This is a genomic window from Streptomyces sp. NBC_01351, assembly GCF_036237315.1.
Lineage (GTDB): Bacteria > Actinomycetota > Actinomycetes > Streptomycetales > Streptomycetaceae > Streptomyces.
Genome location: NZ_CP108356.1, coordinates 3294108 through 3318274 on the forward strand (window position 1 = coordinate 3294108; position 24167 = coordinate 3318274).

The window sequence follows — 24167 nt, forward strand, 5'->3', positions numbered from 1 at the left end:
CCTGCCCCAATACGCGGGAATGTGGATTTCTTCCGGGCCTTACCGCCTGGGCGTCATCCAGTTACCCAGTGACGCCACCCTCGTCACAGGCCTGACGGACGATCGGAGACCCCGTGTCGACAACTGCTGAAGCCATGCGTTCCGCCGACGCGCACAGCGCGCACAACTACCACCCGCTGCCCGTGGTCGTCGCCTCCGCGGAAGGCGCGTGGATGACCGACGTGGAGGGCCGCCGCTACCTCGACATGCTCGCCGGCTACTCGGCGCTCAACTTCGGGCACGGCCACCGCCGGCTGCTCGATGCCGCCCACGCGCAACTGGAGCGGGTCACCCTCACCTCGCGCGCCTTCCACCACGACCGCTTCGCCGACTTCTGCACCGAACTCGCCGCGCTCTGCGGCAAGGACATGGTGCTGCCCATGAACACGGGCGCGGAAGCCGTGGAGACGGCCGTGAAGACCGCCCGCAAGTGGGGCTACGAGGTCAAGGGCGTCCCGGACGGGCACGCCAAGATCGTGGTCGCCGCCGACAACTTCCACGGCCGGACCACCACCATCGTGTCCTTCTCCACGGACCACGACGCCCGCGACCACTTCGGCCCGTACACCCCGGGCTTCGAGATCGTCCCGTACGGGGACCTCACCGCCCTCGCGCACGCCGTCACCGAGAACACCGTCGCCGTGCTGCTGGAGCCGATCCAGGGCGAGGCGGGGGTGCTGGTGCCGCCCGCCGGATACCTCCAGGGCGTACGGGAGCTCACGCGCGAGCGGAACGTCCTCTTCATGGCGGACGAGATCCAGTCGGGCCTCGGCCGGACCGGCAAGACCTTCGCGTGCGAGCACGAGGACGTCGTCCCCGACGTGTACATCCTCGGGAAGGCGCTCGGCGGCGGCGTGGTGCCGGTCTCGGCCGTCGTCGCCGACCGGGACGTGCTCGGGGTGTTCAAGCCCGGCGAACACGGCTCCACCTTCGGCGGGAACCCCCTCGCCTGCGCCGTCGCCCTGGAGGTGATCGCGATGCTGCGCACCGGCGAGTACCAGCAGCGCGCCGCCGAACTGGGCGACCACCTGCACCGGGAGCTGAACCTGCTGGTCGGCGGGGGCGCGGTGACCGCCGTACGCGGCCGCGGGCTGTGGGCGGGCGTCGACATCGACCCGTCGCGCGGGACGGGCCGGGACGTCTCGGAGAAGCTGATGGAGCTCGGCGTACTGGTGAAGGACACCCACGGGTCGACGATCCGCATCGCGCCGCCGCTGGTGATCAGCAAGGAGGACCTGGACTGGGGCCTGGACCAGCTCAGGTCGGTCCTCTCCGCCTAGCCAGAGGATGCTGTGCCCTATTGAATGACGTGGGGCAGGAAGCGGGCGTACTCGTCCGTGACCGGCCCCGCGGATTCGCGGATGCCGAGCCCCGCCGCCTCGTCCTCGACGACCCACGCGCCGAGCACCACCCGGTTGCCGTCGAAGTCAGGCAGCGGGGCCAGGCCCTGGAAGCAGTACTGCTCGCCCTCCTGCGCCACGAAGGCCTCGCCGGCCCCGCCCGCCTCGTGGAGGGTGACGCCCGCGCCCTCCCGGCCCAGCAGCGGCTTCGCTACGTAACCGGTGGTGTCGGCGAGCTCGCGCGGCCCGTCGAGGTAGGCGGGCAGCAGGTTCGGGTGCTCCGGGAAGAGCTCCCAGAGGACCGCGAGCAGCGCCTTGTTGGAGAGCAGCATCTTCCACAGCGGCTCGATCCAGGAGGTGGTGCCGCTGCCGCCGAGGTCGTACGTGCCGAGGACCATGGGGCCGAACTCGTCCTTGACCAGCCACTCCCACGGGTAGAGCTTGAAGCAGCCGCGGATGAAGCGGAGCTTCTCGTCCACGAACCGGCCCGACAGGCTGTCCCAGCCGATCTGTTCGACGGACAGCGCGTGGGTTTCGATGCCGGCCTGCTCGGCGGTCTCCTGGAGGTAGGCGACCGTCATCAGGTCCTCGCCGAGCTCGTCGCTCTCGGAGTGAGCGAAGTGCAACGGGCCGGGGGGCAGCAGCTCGGCCTGTCGGCGCCAGGCGTCGACGAGGCGCTCGTGGAGGGAGTTCCACTGGTCGGCTCCGGGGAAGCGCTCCTCCATCCAGAACCACTGCGGGCTCGCCGCCTCCACCAGCGAGGTGGGGGTGTCGGCGTTGTACTCCAGCATCTTGGCCGGGCCGGTGCCGTCGTACCGCAGGTCGAAGCGGCCGTAGAGGGAGGGCTGTTCGGCGCGCCGCCGCCAGGACTCGGCGACGAGCGCGGCGAGGCGCGGGTCGGTGATGCCCAGGTCCGCGAAACGGTCCTTCTCCACGATGTGCGCGGCCGCGGCCAGGCACATGGCGTGCAGTTCCTCGACGACGTTCTCCAGCGCCTCCACTTCGGGGAGGGAGAAGGAGTAGTACGCGCTCTCGTCCCAGTACGGGCGCAGGGAGTCGTCGGGGTAGCGGGTGAGGGGGTAGATCAGCCCCTGCTCCTCGACGGTCTTCTGCCAGCCGGGCCGGGGTTCGATGGTGTGCCGCTTCATTGCTGCTTGCCCGTTCCTCAGCCGCCGCTGGAGCCGGAAGTGCTCCCGCCGATGCCGCCCCGAGTGACGGCGGACTTGTCGAAGCTGCCGCCGCTGACCTTGCCGGCGGTGACGTAGCCGCCGTAGTAGTAGGCGCCGCGGCCGCCGCTCTTGCACTCCTTGTTGTTCAGGTGCTCCAGCGTCGAGCGGGACGCGCAGCGCTTGTCCGGCTCGTCGCTGCTGCCGCACGCCACGAGGGTGGCCGCGAGCAGGCCCATGCCGCCCAGGGCGACCGCGCCGGAGCGCATGCGGCGCTGATTGGTGTTGCTGCTGTCCATGTCTGCTGCTCCCCCTGGGACCCGGCGTACTGCGGGACAGAGTAGAGCGGTGGGCCCGGGGGATGGAATCCGGCCGTCGTGAGATCTGTGACCTAGAGTCAGTTCGTGCTCATTGGGATGATTTGCGCACTCGGTGCGGCGGTCTGCTTCGGTACGGCGTCCGTTCTGCAGGCGGTGGCGGCGCGGGCCGCGGAGCCCGGGACGGGCTCCGGGGTCGACCCGGCGCTCATGCTGCGGGCGCTGCGGCAGTGGCGGTACCTGGTCGGCCTCGGGCTGGACGGGGCCGGGTTCGTGCTCCAGATCATCGCCCTGCGCCACATCCCGATCTACGCGGTGGGCGCCGCGCTGGCGGCGAGCCTCGCGGTGACGGCGGTGGTCGCCTCGCGGCTGCTGCGGGTGCGGCTGTCGCGGATGGAGTGGGGTGCGGTGTGGGTGGTGTGCACGGGGCTGCTGATGCTGGGGCTCGCCTCCGGGGAGGAGGGCTCCGGAGAGGGGTCCCTGGCCCTCAAGCTGGGACTGCTGGGGGTGGCGGTGATGGTGCTGCTGGTGGGCGCGGCGGCCGGCCGGCTCCCGGACGGGCCGCGAGCCCTCGTCCTCGGCCTGGCCTCGGGGACGGGCTTCGGGGTGGTGGAGGTGTCGGTACGCCTCATCGACACCGTCTCCCTGCGGGAGTTGGCCAACCCGGCGCTGTACGCGCTCCTGCTGGGCGGCGCGGCGGGGTTCCTCCTGCTCACCTCCGCGCTGCAAAGGGGCTCCGTGACGGCGGCGACGGCCGGCCTGGTCCTCGGCGAGACGATCGGCCCGGCGGTGGTGGGTGTGGTCTGGCTCGGCGACCGCACGCGCGAAGGCCTGACGTGGCTGGCGGTGGCCGGCTTCGCCGTAGCCCTGGCCGGGGCGCTTGCGCTGGCCCGCTTCGGGGAGCCCCCGGAGCCGGAGCCGGTCACCCCGTGACCCTCCGGGGGCGTACGGGTTGCCGCTGCGCCGAGCCCTTCCCCCACCCCACCCCTTCCCGAAACCGGGCTCTGCCCGGACCCGCGCCTCAATCGCCGGCAGGGCTGGATTTCGCCCGGCCAGGACTGGAAACGCCCAGGACGGGGACGGGGTGGGGTGTTGTCCCGGACGTAAAACGTGATGTGTGGCGCGGCAGCACCCGCACCAACGAAGACACGCCCAGGCGCCATAAATCATGAGTCCCGGACGACACCCCACCCCGGCACCGGCCCCCACACGAAGCCCCCGCCACGAACACCGCACCGGCCCTTCCCGGCACCCCGCCAGGGGACACCGCCCCGGCGCAGCCGGACCCGTACGACACCCCGCCAAGCCCCCGGCACGGGACCCCGCACCGGCCCCCCACACGCAGCCCCCGGCACGGGAGCCGCACCCCCACCCCGCCAAACGGCCTACGGCAAAACCGCCGACAGCGCCGCCAGCGTAGGCGCCCACGCGCTGTCCGACGGCGTCCCGTAGCCGACCACCAGCGCCGCCCGCGGCGGGAGGTCGGCCTCCGGGTGGCGGTGGCGGGACAGGCCGTCCAGGGCGAGGTCCTGCCAGGCCCCCGACTGGATCACCGAGCGCTCCGTCACCCCCTCCGGGAGGTCCAGCACCGCGTGCAGCCCCGCCGCGATCCCCGACACGCCGACCCGCCCGCCCACCGCCGCGACCAGCTCGTCCCGCCGCCGCCGGTACCGCAGCCGCATGCCGCGCACGTGCCGGTCGTACGCCCCCGACGTGATGAACTCCGCCAGCGTGAGCTGCTCCAGCGCGCTGGAGGTCCAGTCGGTCAGGCCCTTGACCGCCAGGACCTCCTCGACGAGCCCCGCCGGGACCACCATCCACCCCGTCCGCAGCCCCGGCGCCAGGGACTTGCTGGCGGTGCCCAGGTACACCACGCGCTCCGGGTCCAGCCCCTGGAGCGCCCCCACCGGCTGGCGGTCGTAGCGGAACTCCCCGTCGTAGTCGTCCTCCAGGATCAGCCCGCCCGTGGTGCGCGCCCAGTCGACCGCCGCCGCCCGCCGGGCCGGGGTCAGCGCGGCCCCGGTCGGGAACTGGTGCGCGGGAGTCAGCAACACCGCGCCGATACCCGCGCGCCCGCCCAGTTCCCCCGTACGGGCCCCGTCCCCGTCCACCCCCAGCGGGCGCGTCCGCAGGCCCGCCTTCGCCAGCAGGTCCCGGTGGATGTCCAGCCCGTACCCCTCCACCGCCACCTCCCGCACCCGGCGCGCCCGCAGCGCCCCCGCCAGCAGCGTCAGCCCGTGCACGAACCCGGCGCACAGCACGATCCGCTCCGGGTCCGCGTACACCCCGCGCGCCCGCGCCAGGTACCCCGCGAGGGCCTCCCGCAGCTCGATCCGGCCGCGCGGATCGACCGCGTACCCGAAGGCCTCGTTCGGCGCGTTGGTCAGCGCCCGCCGGGCCGCCGTGAGCCAGGCGGCGCGCGGGAAGCCGCTCAGGTCCGGGGAGCCGGGCTGGAGGCTGTACGAGGGCCCCCGGCGCGCGGGCCCGCGGGCCCGGGCGGCGCCGGCGGCGGCCTGGGTCCGGCGCGGACGCGCACGTTCGGCGACCCGGGTCCCGGAGCCCTGCCGGGCCGTCAGCCAGCCCTCGGCGACGAGCTCGGCGTACGCCTCCGCGACCGTGTTCCGCGCGATGCCCAGGTCCACGGCGAGCGACCGCGAGGACGGCAACCGCGTCCCGGCCGCCAGCCGCCCGCTGCGCGCGGCCTCCCGCAGCGCCTCGGTGAGCCCGGCCCGCAGGCCGCGCCCGGTGGAGAGGTCGAGGTGCAGGTCGGCGCCGAAAGTGGCCCAGGAATCCGTCATGGATATGGACCATATCCCTGGGCCGCCCGCCTCCTAGGGTGAACACATGACGGATACGCAGAACGCACACGCTCACGCCCACCCCCACACCCCCCGCATGCAGATGGCGAAGGTCGTCCCCGAGGTCTACAAGGCCGTCCTGGCCCTGGAGATCGCCGCCAAGAAGGGCCTTGACCCGGCCCTGGTCGAACTCGTCAAGATCCGCGCCTCGCAGATCAACCACTGCGCCTTCTGCATCGACATGCACACCAAGGACGCCGTCGCGGCGGGCGAGAGCGTCGAGCGCATCGTGCTGCTGCCCGCCTGGGAGGAGTCGCGGCACTTCTACACCGAGAAGGAGCTCGCCGCGATCGAGCTCACCGAGGCCGTCACCGTCCTCACGGACGGCTTCGTGCCGGACGAGGTCTACGAGAAGGCCGCGAAGCACTTCGAGGAGCGCGAGCTGGCCCAGCTGATCGCCGTCATCGCGACGATCAACGTCTGGAACCGCATCGGCGTCACCACCCGCCTGGTGCCGGGCCGTTACACCCCGGGCACGTACAAGGCCTGATACGCCGACACTCAGACGCACGAGAACGCCCCGGCGGGCAGGCCCGCCGGGGCGTTCTCGTGGAGTGAAGCGATCCGGTCCGCGACGGACCGGGGTGGATCAGATCAGGCCGAGCTCGCGCACCGCGTCGCGCTCCTCGACGAGCTCCGCCACGGACGCGTCGATGCGCGCACGGGAGAACTCGTTGATGTCCAGGCCCTGGACGATCTCGTACTTGCCGTCCTTGGTGGTGACGGGGAAGGAGGAGATGATGCCCTCCGGGACGCCGTAGGAGCCGTCCGACGGGATGCCCATCGAGGTCCAGTCGCCCGCGGCGGTGCCGTTGACCCAGGTGTGCACGTGGTCGATGGCGGCGTTGGCGGCCGAGGCGGCGGAGGACGCGCCACGGGCCTCGATGATCGCGGCGCCGCGCTTGGCGACGGTCGGGATGAAGGTGTCGGCGAGCCACAGCTCGTCGTTGACGACCTCGGCGGCGTTCTTGCCGGCGATCTCCGCGTGGAAGATGTCCGGGTACTGGGTCGCCGAGTGGTTGCCCCAGATGGTGAGGCGCTTGATGTCGGAGACGGCGGCACCGGTCTTGGTGGCCAGCTGCGAGATCGCGCGGTTGTGGTCCAGGCGGGTCATCGCGGTGAAGCGCTCGGCCGGTACGTCCGGGGCGGCGGCCTGCGCGATGAGCGCGTTGGTGTTGGCCGGGTTGCCCACGACCAGGACCTTGATGTCGTCCGCGGCGTGCGCGTTGATCGCGGCGCCCTGCGGCTTGAAGATGCCGCCGTTGGCGGAGAGCAGGTCACCGCGCTCCATGCCCTTGGTGCGCGGGCGGGCGCCGACGAGCAGCGCGACGTTGGCACCCTCGAAGCCCTTGTTCGGGTCGTCGAAGATGTCGATGCCGGCGAGCAGCGGGAAGGCGCAGTCGTCGAGCTCCATGGCGGTGCCCTCGGCGGCCTTCATGCCCTGGGGGATCTCCAGGAGGCGGAGCTTGACCGGCACGTCCGCGCCGAGCAGGTGGCCGGACGCGATGCGGAAGAGCAGCGCGTAGCCGATCTGGCCGGCGGCGCCGGTGACGGTGACATTCACAGGAGTGCGGGTCATGGCCTTCTCCGTTAGACAGCTGGCGGTTGGGGCGTCCCGCCCCATGTGCTGGAGGACGCCGCTCCCCAGTGAATCTTGATGTGAAGAGACATCCGCGGTCAGGCTATCCGACCTTGGAACGGCCCGATCCCCCGGTCCCTGTGGTGCATGGCACACGAACCGGGGGGTTCGAAGGCGGGAGGGGGGTTTCCGCCCTGCGTTTCGACCCTTTCGGGCTATCACCGGGTGCCCGTTCGGAGGTCTCAGCGCACGGTGAAGCGGACCGCGTCCTCCAAAAAGGGGATCTCCAGCCACGGTTTGGGCTCTATCACCAGCGCGAGCAGCGTGATGGCCACGCCCAGCAGCCCGTACGTGACCATGTCCGTGAAGCGGGAGCGCACCGCGAGCATCCCCACCGAGGGCAGTACGCATCGCATCGCGGAGGCAGCGATCAGGGCCACGCCGATCGCCAGGCAGCCGCCGCGCGGATGCCCGAACGCCGTGGCCAGCAGCCCGACGGCGGTCGCGGTGAGCACGGCGAGCATCGGCCACTGGCGGACGGGCGTGGACACGGCCCCGGGCACGGCGCGGCCGCTGCCCTCGGGGCGGGCGGTGTCCCGGGTGACGGACGGGAAGCGGCGGGAGCCGGGCGGCCGGGGCCCGGCCGTGCTCCCCGCGCTCCGCGTGCTCCCCGCGTGCCCGGTGCTCCCGGTGCTCCCGGCATGCCCATTGCTCCCGGCATGCCCGTTGCTCCCCGCGCGCTCCGCGCTCTCCGCGTCCGGGTCAGCCTTCACTGGTGCTCCGTTCCGCCGCCTCGACGACATTGACCAGCAGCTGGGCCCGGGTCATGGGGCCGACGCCGCCCGGGTTCGGGGAGATCCAGGCCGCCACCTCGGCGACTCCCGGGTGCACGTCGCCGACGATCTTCCCGTTCTCGTCGCGGCTGACGCCCACGTCGAGGACGGCCGCGCCCGGCTTCACGTCCTCCGGCTTGACCAGGTGCGGGACACCGGCCGCCGCGACGATGATGTCGGCCTGGCGCAGCAGCCCGGACAGGTCGCGCGTACCGGTGTGGCAGAGCGTCACGGTGGCGTTCTCGGACTTGCGGGTCAGCAGCAGCCCGATGGACCGTCCGACGGTGATGCCGCGGCCGAGGACGACGACGTGCGCGCCGTTGATCTCGACGCCGTGGTGGCGCAGCAGTTCGACGATCCCGTACGGGGTGCAGGGCAGCGGCCCCGGCTCGTTGAGCACCAGCCGGCCGAGGGAGGTGGGGTGCAGGCCGTCGGCGTCCTTGAGCGGATCCATCAGCTCCAGGACCCGGTTGGTGTCGATGCCCTTGGGGAGCGGGAGTTGGACGATGTAGCCCGTGCACTCCGGGTTGGCGTTGAGTTCCCCGACGACCGCCTCGATGTCCTCTTGGGAGGCCGTCGCGGGCAGTTCGCGCTGGATGGAGGCGATGCCGACCTCGGCGCAGTCCTTGTGCTTGCCGTTGACGTACCAGCGGCTGCCCGGATCGTCACCGACCAGCAGGGTACCGAGGCCGGGGGTGATGCCCCGGGCCTTCAGGGCCGCCACGCGGGCGGTCAGTTCGGACTTGATCGCGGCCGCGGTGGCCTTGCCATCGAGAATCTGGGCGGTCATGCACCCATCCTCCCGGATGGAGTGGCCCCGGTTCCAGTCATGGGCTTCCGGAACACCTCGTGGGCGTACGAGGTTGATTGCACTTGCACAACAAGTCAGGGGCCCCACGGCAACCAACTGGACAAGCCCTTGCCGATCCGAGGACGATGCACTCAAAGAGTGCCGCGGGCAGTGCCGGGGGGCGGACCGCAGACAGCAGAAATTCCTCCGCGCGTGCCGTGCGTCCCCGCACTTCCACGGAGGAACACCGCAAATGAGCTTCGGCGACCCGAACAACCCGTACGGACAGCAGCCCCAGGCCCCGCAGGGCCAGCCCGGCTACGGCTACCCGCAGCAGGCCCCGCAGGGCATCCCGCCGCAGGGCGGCTACGCCTACCCGCAGCAGGGTGCGCCCCAGGGCTACCCGGCCGGCCCCGGTGGCTACCAGGGCATGCCGATGCAGATGCCGGGTCTGCTGAAGACCTCGCGCGTCCTGCTCTTCATCATCGGCGGCCTGCAGATCATCGGCGGCCTGTTCATGGGCCTCGGCGCGGCCGCGCTGTCGGGCAGCGACTCGACGGGCGCCGCCGGCGACGTCGTGGGCGGTGTCCTCGTGATCATCGGTCTGGTCGTCCTCGCGCTCGGCGGCCTGGCCATCTTCCTCGGCGTCAAGTTCGCCAAGGGCGGCAACGGCATCCGCATCACCACGATCATCTACGGCGGGCTTTCCGTACTGGGCAGCCTCGCCAACTTCACCAACACCGAGACCGCCGGCGGCCCGGCCGGCGGCGTCGTCGGCCTCGCCATCGGCGGCATCATCCTCGCCTCGGTGGTCACCGCCGACGGCGCTGCCTGGTTCAAGCGCCCGCGCTACTGAGCCTCGTAGCTCCACCACGCATACGGCGAAGGCCGCGACCCGCAGCAGTGCGCGGGTCGCGGCCTTCGCCGTGTGCGGAGCCTGTCCGGTCTCAGTGGAAGAAGTGGCGCGTCCCCGTGAAGTACATCGTCACGCCGGCCTTCTTCGCGGCCTCGACGACCAGCTCGTCCCGCATCGAACCGCCCGGCTGGACCACGGCCTTGATGCCCGCGGCCGTCAGGATCTCCAGCCCGTCCGGGAAGGGGAAGAAGGCGTCGGAGGCGGCGTACGAGCCCTGCGCGCGCTCGGCGCCCGCCCGCTCGACGGCGAGCTTCGCCGAGTCGACGCGGTTGACCTGGCCCATGCCGACGCCGACCGAGGCGCCGTCCTTGGCGAGCAGGATCGCGTTGGACTTGACGGCCCGGCAGGCCTTCCACGCGAACGCCAGCTCGGCGAGCTCGTCGGCGGAGAGGGCGTCGCCGGTGGCGAGGGTCCAGTTGGCCGGGTCGTCGCCGTCCGCCTGGCCCCTCCCCTTTTCAAACGTGTCCGACTGCTGGAGCAGCACGCCGCCGGAGATCGGCTTCAGGTCGCCCGGCTGGTGCGGGGTACCGTCCACCTTCAGCACGCGGATGTTCTTCTTCTTGGCCAGGATCTCGACCGCGCCGTCCTCGTAGGCGGGGGCGGCGATGACCTCGGTGAAGATCTCCGCGACCTGCTCGGCGAGCTCGACGGTCACCGGGCGGTTGACGGCGATGACGCCGCCGAAGGCCGACAGCGGGTCGCAGGCGTGCGCCTTGCGGTGGGCCGCGGCGACGTCGTCCGCGTCGACCGCGATGCCGCACGGGTTGGCGTGCTTGATGATCGCGACGCAGGGCTCTTCGTGGTCGTAGGCGGCCCGGCGGGCGGCCTCGGTGTCCACGTAGTTGTTGAAGGACATCTCCTTGCCGTGCAGCTGCTCGGCGTTGGCGAGCCCGCCCGGCTGACCGTCCGTGTACAGCGCGGCGGCCTGGTGCGGGTTCTCGCCGTACCGGAGGGTGGACTTGCGGTCCCAGGCGCCCGCGAGGAACTCGGGCAGGACGGCGCCCTCTTCCGGCGCGTACGCGTTCGTGAACCAGGAGGCCACGGCAACGTCGTAGGCGGCGGTGTGCTGGAAGGCCTCGGCCGCGAGCCGCTTGCGGGCGGTGAGGTCGAAGCCGCCGCCCTGGGCGGCCGCGATCACGTCGGCGTAGCGGGCCGGGCTGGTGACGACGGCGACCGAGGGGTGGTTCTTGGCCGCGGCGCGGACCATCGACGGGCCGCCGATGTCGATCTGCTCCACGCACTCGTCCGGGGTGGCACCCGACTGGACGGTGGCCAGGAAGGGGTAGAGGTTGACGATCACCAGGTCGAAGGGCTCCACGCCCAGCTCGGCGAGCTGGTTGCGGTGGTCCTCCAGGCGCAGGTCGGCGAGGATGCCGGCGTGCACGCGCGGGTGCAGGGTCTTGACGCGGCCGTCCAGGCACTCGGGGAAGCCGGTGAGCTCCTCGACCTTGGTGACGGGAACCCCGGCGGCGGCGATCTTCGAGGCGGTGGAACCGGTGGAGACGAGCGCGACGCCGGCCTCGTGCAGACCGCGGGCCAGGTCTTCCAGTCCCGTCTTGTCGTAGACGCTGACGAGCGCACGCCGGATCGGCCGCTGGGTCGTGGTCGGTTCGTTGCTCTCTGCGGTCTCTACGGCGGTCACTGGATTGTTACCTTTCGTCCCTCAATGCGGTAGCCGTGCCGGGCCAGGCGCCCCACGACGTCGACGAGCAGCTGGCGCTCGACTTCCTTGATGCGCTCATGGAGAGCGGCTTCGTCGTCCTCGTCCCGTACCTCGACCACACCCTGGGCGATGATCGGACCGGTGTCCACGCCGCTGTCCACGAAGTGGACCGTGCAGCCGGTGACCCTCGCGCCGTAGGCGAGCGCGTCCCGTACGCCGTGCGCACCGGGGAAGGCGGGGAGGAGGGCGGGGTGGGTGTTGACGAACCGGCCGCCGAAGCGGTCGATGAACGTCTTGCCCACGATCTTCATGAACCCGGCGGACACGACGAGGTCCGGGGCGTACGAGTCGGTCGCCTCGGTGAGCGCGACATCCCACTCCTCGCGGCTCCCGTACGCCTTGACCGGGCACACGAAGGTGGGGATCCCGGCCTTCTCGGCCCGCTCCAGGCCCGCGATGTTCTCTCGGTCGGCCCCCACGGCGACGACTTCGGCACCGAAGCCCTCGGATCCGCCGGGGTGGGCGTCGATGGCGTCGAGCAGGGCCTGGAGGTTGGTGCCGGAACCGGAGACCAGCACGACCAGGCGGGAGGCGGCCATGGGAGGCCCTTTCTCGCGTATTTGCGGTGTTCGTCTTTGTGTGGTCATACGAAACTTCGGGGTACCGATATACGGGGAACCATACGAAGCCACCGACCGCCTGCAACGATACCGGCACACCGGACGGCCCCCGAGGGACGGGGGGACGGCCGGACGGTAGCGTCTGGCGTACACGCCTCGACGTCGCCCTGACGTCCATGACACAGGGGAAGAAACGCACCCGATGCCGGACCGCCGCCAGCCCGACTCCTCCACCCCCTCCCCCTCCACCGACGACAACCCCTTCGCCGCTCCGCCGGAGGGCCGCCCCGACCAGCCGTGGCAGCCGCGCGCGGGCGCCGACGGCGGACCGGGTCCGGGGGGCGGGGAGGACCCGGGGAAAGCGGACCGCCAGGGCGGCCCGGCCCGCTGGGACCCGACGGACCCCGTCCAGCGGCGGGCGCGGTACGCGCTGCTGGCCGGCATGTGGGGCTTCTTCTTCGGCATCTTCGGGATCCCCTCGGTGGGCCTCCTCCTGGGCGCGCTGGCCATGTACTGGGGCATCAGCGCCCTCCGCGGCCGCCCGGCCCCTGCCACCGCCTCGGCCTCCGCCTCGACCTCCGCCACCACTTCGGAGCAGCCCGCGCCCCAGCCCCAGGGCGGCCTGGCGGCCCTCGGCCCGGCGGCCCGCCCCCAGCGCACGGCGGCGGTGAGCGGCCTGGTCACGGCCTCGCTGGCGATCCTGCTGGCGATGAGCTCGTACGCCTTGCAGCTGGCCTACAAGGACTTCTACGTCTGCCGCGACGACGCCCTGACCCAGTCCGCGGAACTCCAGTGCAACACCCTGCTCCCGGACAACTTCGTGGGCGACGTCCTCAAGGTCCGCGAGTAGCCGTGCGGCGCGCCGAGTAAGCCCCCTCACCCCGCCACCGCGCAACCCTCCGGGCCCCGACTCCCGACCTCGGGCCCCGGGCCCCGGGCCCCGGGCCCCGGCGGAGCGAATCCAGCCTCGCCGACGTCTGCGGCGCGGGGGTCCCGAATCCAGCCTCGCCGGCGTTTGAGGCGCGGGGGTCCCGAATCCAGCCTCGCCGGCGTTTGAGGCGCGGGGGTCCGGGGGCAGAGCCCCCGGCAGCGGCGCCGCAGACGCAAACGGCGGGCTAGGCCGGCGGCTTACGGCGGGCCAGCACCCGGGCGCCGACCACGGGCGGCACCAGCGGGGCCGGCGCAGCCGGCGGCAAGGTGAGCTCCGGCCCTACCGCGGGCACGACGGTCAGCACCCGGGCCGGGACGGCACCCGGCACAGCAGCGGCGGCAGCCGGCACGGCAGCGCCCTCCGGCGGGGCCGGGGCCGCAAGCGGGGCCGCGGTAGGCGCCGGAGATGAGGCGGGGGCCGGCACCGGCGGGCGCGAGATGTCCGGGATCAGGCCGCCGGCGGCCGCCCTCAAGGCCTCCCAGCGAAGCTCCCGCACCCCGCTGTCGTGCCACCCGTCACCCCCCTGCGCGGCCAGCGCATCGGCGACCGGCCGGTTCCGCCACGCGTGCACCGCCACCGCCACCAGAACCCCCGGCAGGGTCCACGCGAAGGCCGCCGCCCCCACCGCCCACCACACCGGCCCGAACTCCGCGAGCTCCCGCGACCCCAGCGGCCCCGCCGAAGCCGCAGCCAGCCCGGCCATGGCCAGCCCGCACACCAGCGCTCCCAGGGCGGCGGTGAGCACGGTCTCCCCGTACGAGACCTCCCGCGCGCGGCGCACCGCGAACCACCCCACCGCCAGCCCGGCCACCACCGGCACCCCGGCGGCAGCCCAGGTCAGCGGGGTGCCCGGCCCCTCGGGCGGCAGCGCGGCCAGCAGCGGGAAGCGCGGCAGCGAGGGCGATCCGGCGAAGCCGAGCGGGGTGGCGCTCGCGCCGGCGCCGAGGGCGAAACCGGGCCCGAGGGCGTACGCCGCGCCCCACACCATGGCGTTCGGAATCAGCGCGACCGCGAGCAGCAGCACCGCGAACCGCCCGGACCACACCCCGGTCAGCGCCACGAACGACCCCTGCACCTCCGCCCCGTGCCACGCGAGCGAGAGCCCCACGAGCAGCGCGCCGCCGCCGAGCAGCACGAGCGCCCCACCCGCCCCGGCGCGGAGCGCCAGCGCGTAACGGGGGCGCGTGACGGCCCTGCGTACGCCCCCGGGCACCCAGGACGGCAGCGGCCCGAGCGGACGCCCCCGGGCCGCCCACACCCCGCCGGCGGCGGCGAGCACGGCGACCAGCGGCACGTGCCAGGCCGCGCTGAGGGGGTCGGCCGGCATCGGCCCCCCGGCGGCGTACACGGTGGCGAGGGCCCCGACCGATAGGTATCCGCAGAGCACGGCCGAGAAGACGGCGCTGCCGGGCAGCACCTCCTCACCGTCCTCCTCGGAGCCGCTCCCCAGCCGTGCGGCCCGCCGCATCAGCAGCGCGGGCAGCCAGACGAGCAGCAGCGGAGTCACCCCGACCGGCGCGGGCGCGCCGGACAGGGTCTCGTACCGCACCAGCTCCGTACCGTGCGCCAGCAGCCACAGGCCGGCGGCGAGGTGCAGGGCGCCGCCGGGGCCGCTGTCGGGGTACGGGGAGCTGATCCACAGGACGATGACGAGCACGGCGAGGAAGCCGAGCCCGAGCCCGGCCGCCACGGCGCCGCCCATCACGCATGCGGCTGCGGCAGGAGAACGGCGCCGCCGGCCGGCTCGCGGGGCCGCCGGCAACGAGGTCCCGCGTTCGGTCACTTGGGTCACCCCGTCATGGTGCCAACGACACGCGCTATGAGCGGGTAACAGGCGAATGCCCGTGGTGTCGCTCAATATACGTTTATGTACTTTTTCGCCCAGGGCTGTCGGGTCGCGGGGAGTGTGGCATGACACAAAGCGTCGAGACGACCTCCGCATCGGACGCGGAGCGGAGCCTCCCGTCCCCGAAGGAGCGCCGCAGACTGCGCGAAGCGGCGGATCTGACGCACGATGAGGTCGCGGCGGCCGTCGGCGTCACCCCGACCACGGTCCGCTCCTGGGAGACCGGCCGCACGGCCCCGCGCGGCCGCAAGCGCGAGGTCTACGCCCGCTTCCTGACCCGCCTTCAGACCCCGGCGGACACCCCGCCGGGCGCAGCCGCCCCGCACGCGAACACCCCTGCGGGCCCCGAGTCCGACGCGCCGGCATCCACCCCGGCCGGACCCCCCTCCGCACCGCGCACGCACACCCTTGCGGGCCCCGAGGCCCCCGCACCGGCCGCCGCGGCGTCGTCAACCACGCCCGCCGAGCCCGCCGCCACCGCGGCGGCCCCGGCCCGCGCCGACAGCGCTGCTGCGCACGCGGATACCCCCGTGCGGCCGGAAGCGATCGCGCCACCCGAGGCCGCGCCCCGGTCCGCCGCTGACGCCGGCTCACCCGCCACCCCCGCGTCCGGGTTGCGCGCGACCGGAGCCGTACGGGACTTCGCCGGCGTCGGTGCCGGTGCCGGTGCCGGTGCCGGGACCCGGCCCGAGGCCGCCGCGAAGCAGGCCGCGAAGCCGCCCGCCGGGGCGGTCCGGCACACCGCCGAGCCCCCGGTCCCGGTCGCCCCCGGCGGCTACCCCGAGTCGCCCGGAACCGCCGCGCCCACCCACGCGCCGGCCGAACCGAACGAGCCCGACCGGCGGTCGGCGCCGTCAAAGACGGCGGCGTCGGCAGGGACCGCCGCGGCCCCGGCAACAGACGACCGGCAGCCGGCAGCCACACCGGGGACCGCCGGGACCACCATGGCGACCACCGCGGAGGCGCCGCAGGCCGACGCCGACCCCGCCACCGACCCCGACCCCGACCCCGACCCCGACCAGGCAACGCCGCAGGCGCCACGGCACCGGACACCCGTCCAGGACTTCGACGCGCTCCACGCCCACGCCGCCCCCGCCCTCACCCGGCAGACCTACCTGCTCACCGGCCGCCGCGCCCTCGCGCAGGAGGCCGTGGAGCGGGCCTTCCAGCAGGCGTGGGAGCGGTGGCCCGAGGTGGCGACCGACCCGGACCCCGTGGGCTGGGTGCGCGCGGCCGCGTACGAGTACGCGCTCTCCCCCTGGCACCTGTTCCGCCGAGCCCACCGCCACCCCGACAAGCCCCCCGCCGAGCCCGCCGACCGGATCCTCCTCGACGCGATGCTCGCGCTGCCCACCAACCACCGCCGCACCGTGCTGCTGTACGACGGCGTGGGACTCGACCTCCCCGACACCGCCGCGGAGACGGAGGCCAGCACGCCCACCGCCGGCAACCGGCTGCTCCACGCGCACGCCACGCTCGCCGAACGGATCCCCGAGCTGGCCGACGTGGCGCCCGAGAAGCAGTCGGCGCTGCTGCGCGACAGGTTCACCGCGCTGCGGCCGGCCGTGGCGCTCGACCCGCGCCCGGCGGCCGTCGTACGGGACTCCGGCGAGCGGCGCACCCGGCTGTGGACGCGGGTCGCGGTCGGCGTGACCGCGGTCATCGCGGTGGCCACCGCGTTCACGGCGGCGACCGCACCGACCAAGTACGAGCCGCCGAACGCCCCCGGGGCGAACGTCTCCGGCGTGCCCCCGCACAGCGGGCCCCAGCGGCTCACCGAGGAGAGCAGGACGCTCCACGACAAGCTGCGCTCCGACCCCGACGCCGGTCCGGCCAGGATCGTCCCGAAGGGCGAATGAGGAGCGTACGAAAACGGGCGTGACCCGCACCTCCCGAGGGGTGCGGGCCACGCCCGTACATGCTTGTGCAGACTGCTTACTGAGCGGCGTTCAGGATCTCGCGCGCCAGCTTCGCGGTCTCGGTCGGCGTCTTGCCGACCTTCACGCCCGCGGCCTCCAGGGCTTCCTTCTTGGCCTGTGCGGTGCCAGAAGAACCGGAGACGATGGCACCCGCGTGGCCCATGGTCTTGCCCTCGGGGGCGGTGAAGCCCGCGACGTAGCCGACGACCGGCTTGGTGACGTTCTTCGCGATGAAGTCCGCCGCACGCTCCTCGGCGTCGCCGCCGATCTCGCCGATCATGACGATGAGCTCGGTCTCCGGGTCGGCCTCGAAGGCCTCCAGGGCGTCGATGTGCGTGGTCCCGATGACCGGGTCGCCACCGATGCCGACGGCGGAGGTGAAGCCGATGTCGCGCAGCTCGTACATCATCTGGTAGGTCAGCGTGCCGGACTTGGACACGAGACCGATCTTGCCGGGCTTGGTGATGTCGCCCGGGATGATGCCGGCGTTGGACTGGCCGGGGGTGATCAGACCCGGGCAGTTCGGGCCGATGATGCGGGTCTTGTTGCCCTTGGCGGTCGCGTACGCCCAGAAGGCGGCGGAGTCGTGCACCGCGATGCCCTCGGTGATGACGACGGCCAGCGGGATCTCGGCGTCGATCGCCTCGACCACGGCGGACTTGGCGAAGGCCGGCGGGACGAAGAGGACGGAGACGTTGGCGCCCGTCTTCTCCATCGCCTCGGCGACGGAGCCGAAGACCGGGACCTCGGTGCCGTCGAAGTCGACGGTGGTGCCGGCCTTGCGCGGGTTCACGCCGCCGACGATGTTGGTGCCGTCAGCCAGCATCAGCTTGGTGTGCTTCATGCCCGTGGCACCGGTCATGCCCTGGACGATGACCTTGCTGTCCTTGTTGAGGAAGATAGCCATGTGAGTCTGTGACCTCTGCCCTTACTTCGCAGCCGCGAGCTCGGCGGCCTTGTCGGCCGCGCCGTCCATGGTGTCCACGCGCTGCACCAGCGGGTGGTTGGCGTCCGAGAGGATCTTGCGACCCAGCTCGGCGTTGTTGCCGTCGAGACGGACGACCAGCGGCTTGGTGACCGCCTCGCCCTTGTCCGCGAGCAGCTGCAGCGCCTGGACGATGCCGTTGGCGACCTCGTCACAGGCGGTGATGCCACCGAAGACGTTGACGAAGACGGACTTGACGTCCGGGTCGCCGAGGATGATCTCGAGACCGTTGGCCATGACGGCGGCGGAGGCGCCACCGCCGATGTCCAGGAAGTTGGCGGGCTTGACGCCGCCGTGGTTCTCGCCGGCGTAGGCGACGACGTCGAGGGTGCTCATGACGAGACCCGCGCCGTTGCCGATGATGCCGACCTCACCGTCGAGCTTGACGTAGTTGAGGTTCTTCGCCTTGGCGGCCGCCTCGAGCGGGTTCGCGGCAGCGTGGTCCACGAACTCCTCGTGGCCCGGCTGACGGAACTCGGCGTTCTCGTCGAGCGAGACCTTGCCGTCGAGGGCGATGACGTCGCCGTTGGCGACCTTCGCGAGCGGGTTGACCTCGACGAGGAGCGCGTCCTCGGCGATGAAGGTCGCCCACAGGGTCACGAGGACCTCGGCGACCTTCTCGGCGACCTCGGCCGGGAACTGCGCCAGGGCGACGATCTCGCGGGCCTTCTCGATGGTCACGCCCTCGTTGGCGTTCACCGGGACCTTCGCGAGCTTCTCCGGGGTCTCCTCGGCGACCTGCTCGATGTCCATGCCGCCCGCGACCGAGGCCATGGCCAGGAAGGTGCGGTTGGTGCGGTCGAGGAGGTAGGAGACGTAGTACTCCTCCAGGATCTCCGGCGCGGTCTCGGCGATCATCACCTTGTGGACCGTGTGGCCCTTGATGTCCATGCCGAGGATGTCCGTCGCACGGGCGACGGCCTCGTCCGGGGTGGCGGCAAGCTTCACGCCGCCGGCCTTGCCGCGGCCGCCGACCTTCACCTGCGCCTTGACGACCGACTTGCCGCCCAGCCGCTCGGTGGCCTCGCGAGCCGCCTCAGGCGTGTCGATGACTTCACCGGCCAGCACCGGTACACCGTGCTTGGCGAAGAGGTCCCTCGCCTGGTACTCGAACAGGTCCACGCGCGTCCGTCCCTTGTCTTCAAAGATTCGCAGTGATTCGCGGTTGTCTGCTATCTGCGTGGGCGTGCCGCGGAGGGCAACGTGACGGCGCTGTCACAAGGAAGGCGCACACGGTGACCGTGGACGCGGCATGTCCGTCCCGCAGGTTATCCCTGTGGGACGTAGGTCCCTAAATCGCAGATCACACCTGAGCGGTGATACCTGTCACAGATCGCCTCACGGTTGAGCTGGAACTTCGTGCGATCTACCCATTCCCACGGTGGCTCGGTCCGGGCCCGTCACGGCACGGGGAGGGGCCGCTTCTCGAGCGCCGCGGCCATCACCTCGGGGAACAGGTCGGGGGTGCAGGCGAAGGCCGGCGCCCCAAGCGCCGCAAGGGCGGCGGCGTGCTCGCGGTCGTAGGCCGGGGCGCCCTCGTCGGACAGCGCCAGCAGGGTCACGAACTCGACCCCCGACGCCTTCATCGCGGCGACCCGCTTCAGCATCTCGTTGCGTATGCCGCCCTCGTAAAGGTCGCTGATGAGAACGACGACGGTGTCGGCGGGTCGGGTGATCTTCGACTGGCAGTAGGCCAGGGCCCGGTTGATGTCGGTGCCACCGCCCAGCTGGGTGCCGAACAGAACGTCCACCGGGTCGTCGAGCTGGTCCGTCAGGTCCACGACGGCGGTGTCGAAGACGACCAGCCTGGTCGCGATCGACCGCATCGAGGCCAGCACCGCCCCGAACACGGAGGCGTAGACGACGGAGGCCGCCATCGAACCCGACTGGTCGATGCAGAGGATCACCTCCTTCTTCACCGACTGCGCCGCCCGGCCGTAGCCGATCAGCCGTTCGGGGACGACGGTGCGGTACTCCGGCAGGTAGTTCTTGAGGTTGGCCCGGATCGTGCGGTCCCAGTCGATGTCGTGGTGGCGGGGCCGGCTGATCCGGGCGGACCGGTCGAGCGCGCCGGTGAGCGTGGCCCGCGTCTTGGCCGCGAGCTTCTTCTCCAACTGCTCGACGACCTTCCGGACGACGGCCCGCGCCGTCTCCTTCGTCGTCTCGGGCATCGCCTTGTTCAGGGAGAGCAGGGTGCCGACCAGATGGACGTCGGGCTCCACGGCCTCCAGCATCTCGGGCTCCAGCAGCAGGGCGGACAGGCCGAGCCGCTCGATCGCGTCGCGCTGCATCACCTGGACCACGGAGCTGGGGAAATACGTACGGATGTCCCCGAGCCACCGGGCCACGTTCGGCGCGGAGCCGCCCAGCCCGGCCGACCGCTCGCCGGACCCCTTCCGGGACCGCTCACCACCCCCACCGCCGCCGTACAGCGCCCCGAGAGCGGCGTCCATGGCCGCGTCCCGCCCGCTCAGCGCACACCCGGTCCCATCGGCCTCTCCCCCACCGAGCACCATCCGCCACCGCCGCAACCGCCCCTCGCCCACGGCGCTGCTCGCGGCCATCCCCTGGCCACTCCGCAGCCCGCCCGGCCCGCCGCCGGCGGCGGTGCCGGCGTCGTCCGGGCCTCCTCCGGTCGGCTGCCCGTCCGGCGCGACCGCCTGATGCGCGCCCGCTCGGAGCTCCGCCTGGTTTCCCGTCATGGCCATACGTCCGTCCCCCTGCACTCGTCATCTCCACCGACCTTCACGGCCGCCACCTTCAACCCCTCCGGCGGGCGCACTCAGCCCCGCCGGCGATTGAGGCGCGGGGCCCGGGGCAGCGCCCCGGCAATGGCGCCGCACCCGGCAACCGCGCCCTCAGGCCACCGCACCGGCGAGCAGCAGCCGAACCAGCGGCACGACCGCGTCCGCCCGCTCCGGGTCCAGCTCCGGCGCGAAGCCCTCGGGGGCCTCGCCCGAGGGAGCCACCGAGCCCGGCCGCCCGCCAGGGCCCCGGCGGACCAGCTCGCCCAGCGTGCGCTTCACCCCCGGCTCGTACGCCCCGAACGTGCGCCGCAGCAGCGGCAGTACATCGGTGAACGCGCGCTCCGGGACCCCCACCAGCCAGCTGTCGATCAGGCCCAGCAGCCGCTCGTCGTGGACGAGCAGCGTGCCGCCGCCCGAACTCCCGCCCGCGAAGCCCTCGATCCAGCCCGCCGCGTCGGCCGGCTCGGCCGCCGGTGACAGCGCGAGCCCCATCAGCCGGGCCGTCTCCTCGGCCGGCAGCCGCCCGTCGTCGAGCAGCAGCCTGGCCGCCCGGCCGCGGATCAGGCCGGGCACGGTGTCCCGGCCGGCCAGCGTCCGCAGCACCGCGGACCAGCGCTCGCGCAGCCCCTCCTCCGCGTCCGCGAACAGCCCGATCGCGCCGTGCACCCCGTCCACGTGGCCCCGCAGCTCCGCCGCCGCGTCGGCGTCGAGCCCGGTCGCGCAGGCCGACGGGAGGGCCACGCATATCCGCTCGGCGAGGCCGGTCGCCACCGTGGCGAGGGCCGCCGCGTCGGTGCCCCGGACGTCCCCGTACCGCAGCGAACGGGCCAGCGCCGGCAGGGCCTTCGCGAGCCGCGCCACATCGGTGTCCAGCGCCGCCCGGTCGGCGAGGGCCCTCAGCACGGCGGGCAGTGCCTCGGACAGCCCGGCCAGCAGGCACTGCTCGGCCAGTGCCGTGACCTCGCCCAGTTCCTCGGCGGCGGCCGCTTCGGTCTCGGCCTTGGCGGTGGCCGCCGCCAGGACGGTGGTCCCCCATATGCCGGCCTCGGCGACCCGCACCGACAGCTCCGGCTCCCACCGGAGCCGCCAGGTCTCCCGGAAGGTCCCGGTGCTGCCCCGGGAGGCGGTCGGCCTGCCCCACTCGATCCCGAGCAGCCGCAGCCGGTGCAGCAGCAGGGACTTCGCGGCGTCGGTGTCCTTGCGGAGGTCCAGTTCCAGTTCGCGGTCGTGCGCCTCGGCCTTGAGGCGCAGCGAGCGCTGCTGCCGGGTGAGGTCGCGCTGGAGCGGTACAACGGGAGCGCCGTCGGGGACCTCTCCGAGCACGTCGCCGACCACCAGGCGGTCCTCGATCAGCGCGAGCGGTACGTCGGAGCCGTCGCACATCACCGCGCGGACGGCCTCCAGCGTCTCGGTGAGCCCGGGCAGCGGTCTCCCCCGCATCGCGGCCAGGGTCTCGGCCAGCCGGACCGCCTCGATCACGTGCGCCGAGGAGACCTGCCGGTCCTCCTCCCGCAGCAGGCCGGCGACCTTGGTCAGCCATCGTTCGACGGGCCGGTCGCGGGCCGCGAAGAGGTGGGCGTACCAGCCGGGCGAGGTGATGCCCGCCCCGTACCCGCCGGCCCGGGCGAGCCTGCGGTGGGTCCAGGGCACCCAGGTGGTCTCCACCTTGACCTTCGGGAGGCCGGTGAGCAGCGCCTTGTCCGCGGCGACGGTGGTCTTCGCGCGCAGTGCCGGGACATGCCAGGCCCCGCAGACCACGGCGTACCGGTCGCCGAACTCCCTGCGGGCGGCGCGCATGCGCTGGCGCATGTACGCCTCGCGCACGAGGTCCCGGGCGTGGCCGCCGTCGCCGTACGCCTCCCGCAGGGCGCCCATGGCCTCGCCGAGCGCCTCGAACGCGCCCAGCGCGTCGGCCTCCTTGGCCCCCCGGTGTTCGACCACGTCCTCCCACCAGCGCTCGGGGTCGTCGTACCCGGCGGTCTCGGCCAGCACCGCGAGGGGGTCCACCCGGACGGGATCGGCTCCCTCGTCCCCGTCTTCCCCTTGCGCCGCCTTCCCCGCCTCCCCGACGGCGAGCGAGTGCGCGGCCGGCAGGTCCATGAACCGCACCGGTACGCCCGCCTGCTGCGCCCAGCGGATGGCGACCCATTCCGGGGAGAACTCGGCCAGCGGCCAGAACGCGGCCCGGCCCGGGTCGTCCGCGGCGTGGGCGAGCAGCGCCACGGGGGGCCGCATGCCCGGGTCGGCGGCGAGTGCGAGGAGGGCGTCCCCCTCGGGCGGGCCCTCGATCAGGACCGCCGCCGGCCGGGCGGTCTCCAGGGCGGCCCGCACCGCGCGGGCCGACCCGGGCCCGTGGTGCCGTACGCCCAGCAGCAGGGGGCCCTCGGGGCTCGGGCTCATACCGTCACCTCCCGGCAGGCGCGGTAGAAGTCCTTCCAGCCGTCGCGCTCGCGGACCACGGCCTCCAGGTACTCCTGCCAGACGACCTTGTCGGCGGCGGGGTCGCGGACGACGGCGCCGAGGATCCCCGCGGCCACGTCGGAGGGGCGCAGCACGCCGTCCCCGAAGTGGGCGGCGAGGGCGAGGCCTCCGGTGACGACGGAGATGGCCTCGGCCGTGGACAGGGTGCCGCTGGGGGACTTCACCTTGGTGCGGCCGTCGTCGGTGACCCCGTCGCGCAGCTCGCGGAAGACGGTGACGACGCGGCGGATCTCTTCCAGGCCCTCGGGCGCGGCCGGCAGGTCGAGGGCGCGGCCCATCTGGTCGACGCGGCGGGCGACGATGTCCACCTCGGCGTCGGCCGTGGCGGGCAGCGGCAGGACCACGGTGTTGAAGCGGCGGCGCAGCGCGCTGGAGAGCTCGTTGACCCCGCGGTCGCGGTCGTTGGCGGTGGCGATGAGGTTGAACCCGCGCACGGCCTGCACCTCTTCGCCGAGCTCCGGTATCGGCAGGGTCTTCTCGGACAGGACGGTGATGAGGGTGTCCTGGACGTCGGCCGGGATACGGGTGAGCTCCTCGACGCGGGCGGTCATGCCGTCGGCCATGGCCCGCATGACGGGGCTGGGGACGATCGCTTCGCGGCTGGGGCCGTGGGCCAGGAGCCGGGCGTAGTTCCAGCCGTAGCGGATGGCCTCCTCGGGGGTGCCGGCGGTGCCTTGGACGAGGAGGGTGGAGTCTCCGCTGACCGCGGCCGCGAGGTGTTCGGACACCCAGGTCTTGGCGGTGCCGGGGACTCCGAGCAGGAGCAGGGCGCGGTCGGTCGCGAGGGTGGTGACGGCGACTTCGACGATGCGGCGCGGCCCGACGTACTTGGGTGTGATGACCGTGCCGTCGGCGAGGGTGCCGCCCTGCAGGTAGGTGGCGACGGCCCACGGAGAGAGCTTCCAGCGGGTCGGGCGAGGCCGGTCGTCGGCGGCCGCCAGGGCTTTCAGTTCGTGTGCGAAGGCGTCTTCGGCGTGCGGTCGCAGGGCCTCGGCTCCGCTGCCGTTCTCGTGCTTGGTCATGGTCCCCCTCCAATGCTCGGCAGCCGCTCCCGACTGCTGGTTCCAAGGTGCACCACGCCACTGACAACGGGCCCTATTCATAGCGTTGTTGCAGGTCAGAGCGATTGTCAGTGGG

General features: G+C 73.0%; 20 protein-coding genes. 6 read left to right on the forward strand and 14 right to left on the reverse strand.

Annotated features, from left to right (window positions below):
- Positions 1-113 precede the first annotated feature (113 nt).
- Complete coding sequence (gene rocD / locus OG625_RS14800) at positions 114-1319, forward strand: ornithine--oxo-acid transaminase (protein ID WP_329380401.1); 1206 nt, start codon at positions 114-116, stop codon at positions 1317-1319.
- Between the two features lie 17 nt (positions 1320-1336).
- On the opposite strand, the gene OG625_RS14805 is transcribed toward rocD, so the two are convergent.
- Positions 1337-2527, reverse strand: coding sequence for a glutathionylspermidine synthase family protein (locus OG625_RS14805; RefSeq protein ID WP_329380403.1), 1191 nt, complete (start codon positions 2525-2527; stop codon positions 1337-1339).
- 17 nt (positions 2528-2544) lie between these two features.
- Positions 2545-2844, reverse strand: a complete 300-nt coding sequence (locus tag OG625_RS14810) for a hypothetical protein (protein ID WP_329380406.1) — start codon at positions 2842-2844, stop codon at positions 2545-2547.
- 117 nt (positions 2845-2961) lie between these two features.
- On the opposite strand from OG625_RS14810, the gene OG625_RS14815 reads away from it, so the two are divergent.
- Positions 2962-3795 (forward strand): hypothetical protein, encoded by an 834-nt coding sequence (locus tag OG625_RS14815; protein WP_329390684.1) that lies wholly within the window; start codon positions 2962-2964, stop codon positions 3793-3795.
- A 452-nt stretch (positions 3796-4247) separates the two neighbouring features.
- On the opposite strand, the gene pdxR is transcribed toward OG625_RS14815, so the two are convergent.
- Positions 4248-5660, reverse strand: a complete 1413-nt coding sequence (gene pdxR, locus OG625_RS14820; RefSeq protein ID WP_329380409.1) for a MocR-like pyridoxine biosynthesis transcription factor PdxR — start codon at positions 5658-5660, stop codon at positions 4248-4250.
- 97 nt (positions 5661-5757) lie between these two features.
- Between pdxR and OG625_RS14825 the strand changes: the two genes are divergently transcribed.
- Entirely contained in the window at positions 5758-6210 is a 453-nt protein-coding gene (locus OG625_RS14825) for a carboxymuconolactone decarboxylase family protein (RefSeq protein ID WP_329390686.1), read from the forward strand.
- Positions 6211-6309: 99 nt separating this feature from the next.
- Here the strand turns inward: OG625_RS14825 and OG625_RS14830 are convergent, their stop codons facing one another.
- The 3 genes from OG625_RS14830 to OG625_RS14840 form a co-directional block, all read right to left on the reverse strand.
- Positions 6310-7299, reverse strand: a complete 990-nt coding sequence (locus tag OG625_RS14830; protein ID WP_329380411.1) for a malate dehydrogenase — start codon at positions 7297-7299, stop codon at positions 6310-6312.
- Positions 7300-7541: 242 nt separating this feature from the next.
- Entirely contained in the window at positions 7542-8072 is a 531-nt protein-coding gene (locus OG625_RS14835) for a DUF3017 domain-containing protein (protein WP_329380414.1), read from the reverse strand.
- Positions 8062-8922, reverse strand: a complete 861-nt coding sequence (locus tag OG625_RS14840; RefSeq protein WP_329380417.1) for a bifunctional methylenetetrahydrofolate dehydrogenase/methenyltetrahydrofolate cyclohydrolase — start codon at positions 8920-8922, stop codon at positions 8062-8064. The genes OG625_RS14835 and OG625_RS14840 overlap by 11 nt, the downstream gene beginning before the upstream one ends.
- A 253-nt stretch (positions 8923-9175) precedes the next feature.
- Here OG625_RS14840 and OG625_RS14845 point away from each other — a divergent pair, with 253 nt between their 5' ends.
- Complete coding sequence (locus tag OG625_RS14845; RefSeq protein WP_329380420.1) at positions 9176-9778, forward strand: hypothetical protein; 603 nt, start codon at positions 9176-9178, stop codon at positions 9776-9778.
- Positions 9779-9869: 91 nt separating this feature from the next.
- Here OG625_RS14845 and purH read toward each other — a convergent pair whose 3' ends face one another.
- Both purH and purN read right to left on the reverse strand, forming a co-directional pair.
- Positions 9870-11480, reverse strand: coding sequence for a bifunctional phosphoribosylaminoimidazolecarboxamide formyltransferase/IMP cyclohydrolase (gene purH / locus OG625_RS14850; protein WP_329380423.1), 1611 nt, complete (start codon positions 11478-11480; stop codon positions 9870-9872).
- A complete protein-coding gene (gene purN / locus OG625_RS14855; RefSeq protein WP_329380425.1) occupies positions 11477-12100 on the reverse strand; it encodes a phosphoribosylglycinamide formyltransferase in 624 nt (207 codons plus the stop codon). The genes purH and purN overlap by 4 nt, the downstream gene beginning before the upstream one ends.
- Positions 12101-12323: 223 nt before the next feature.
- On the opposite strand from purN, the gene OG625_RS14860 reads away from it, so the two are divergent.
- Positions 12324-12971, forward strand: a complete 648-nt coding sequence (locus OG625_RS14860) for a hypothetical protein (protein WP_329380427.1) — start codon at positions 12324-12326, stop codon at positions 12969-12971.
- Between the two features lie 265 nt (positions 12972-13236).
- On the opposite strand, the gene OG625_RS14865 is transcribed toward OG625_RS14860, so the two are convergent.
- Positions 13237-14844 (reverse strand): cell division protein PerM, encoded by a 1608-nt coding sequence (locus OG625_RS14865; RefSeq protein WP_329380430.1) that lies wholly within the window; start codon positions 14842-14844, stop codon positions 13237-13239.
- Positions 14845-14963: 119 nt separating this feature from the next.
- Here OG625_RS14865 and OG625_RS14870 point away from each other — a divergent pair, with 119 nt between their 5' ends.
- The gene (locus OG625_RS14870) at positions 14964-16757 is read left to right on the forward strand and encodes a helix-turn-helix domain-containing protein (RefSeq protein WP_329380432.1); all 1794 of its coding nucleotides are present in this window, start codon (positions 14964-14966) and stop codon (positions 16755-16757) included.
- Between the two features lie 76 nt (positions 16758-16833).
- Here OG625_RS14870 and sucD read toward each other — a convergent pair whose 3' ends face one another.
- From sucD to OG625_RS14895, 5 genes are all read right to left on the reverse strand, one after another.
- Positions 16834-17724, reverse strand: a complete 891-nt coding sequence (sucD, locus tag OG625_RS14875; protein WP_329380433.1) for a succinate--CoA ligase subunit alpha — start codon at positions 17722-17724, stop codon at positions 16834-16836.
- A gap of 21 nt (positions 17725-17745) precedes the next feature.
- On the reverse strand, positions 17746-18924 hold the full coding sequence (gene sucC, locus OG625_RS14880; protein ID WP_030389142.1) for an ADP-forming succinate--CoA ligase subunit beta: 1179 nt from the start codon (positions 18922-18924) through the stop codon (positions 17746-17748).
- Positions 18925-19202: 278 nt separating this feature from the next.
- A complete protein-coding gene (locus OG625_RS14885; RefSeq protein ID WP_329390688.1) occupies positions 19203-20366 on the reverse strand; it encodes a VWA domain-containing protein in 1164 nt (387 codons plus the stop codon).
- A 294-nt stretch (positions 20367-20660) separates the two neighbouring features.
- Complete coding sequence (locus OG625_RS14890) at positions 20661-22949, reverse strand: DUF5682 family protein (RefSeq protein ID WP_329380436.1); 2289 nt, start codon at positions 22947-22949, stop codon at positions 20661-20663.
- The gene (locus OG625_RS14895) at positions 22946-24052 is read right to left on the reverse strand and encodes an ATP-binding protein (protein ID WP_329380439.1); all 1107 of its coding nucleotides are present in this window, start codon (positions 24050-24052) and stop codon (positions 22946-22948) included. Before OG625_RS14895 ends, OG625_RS14890 begins: the two co-directional genes overlap by 4 nt.
- Positions 24053-24167 lie beyond the last annotated feature (115 nt).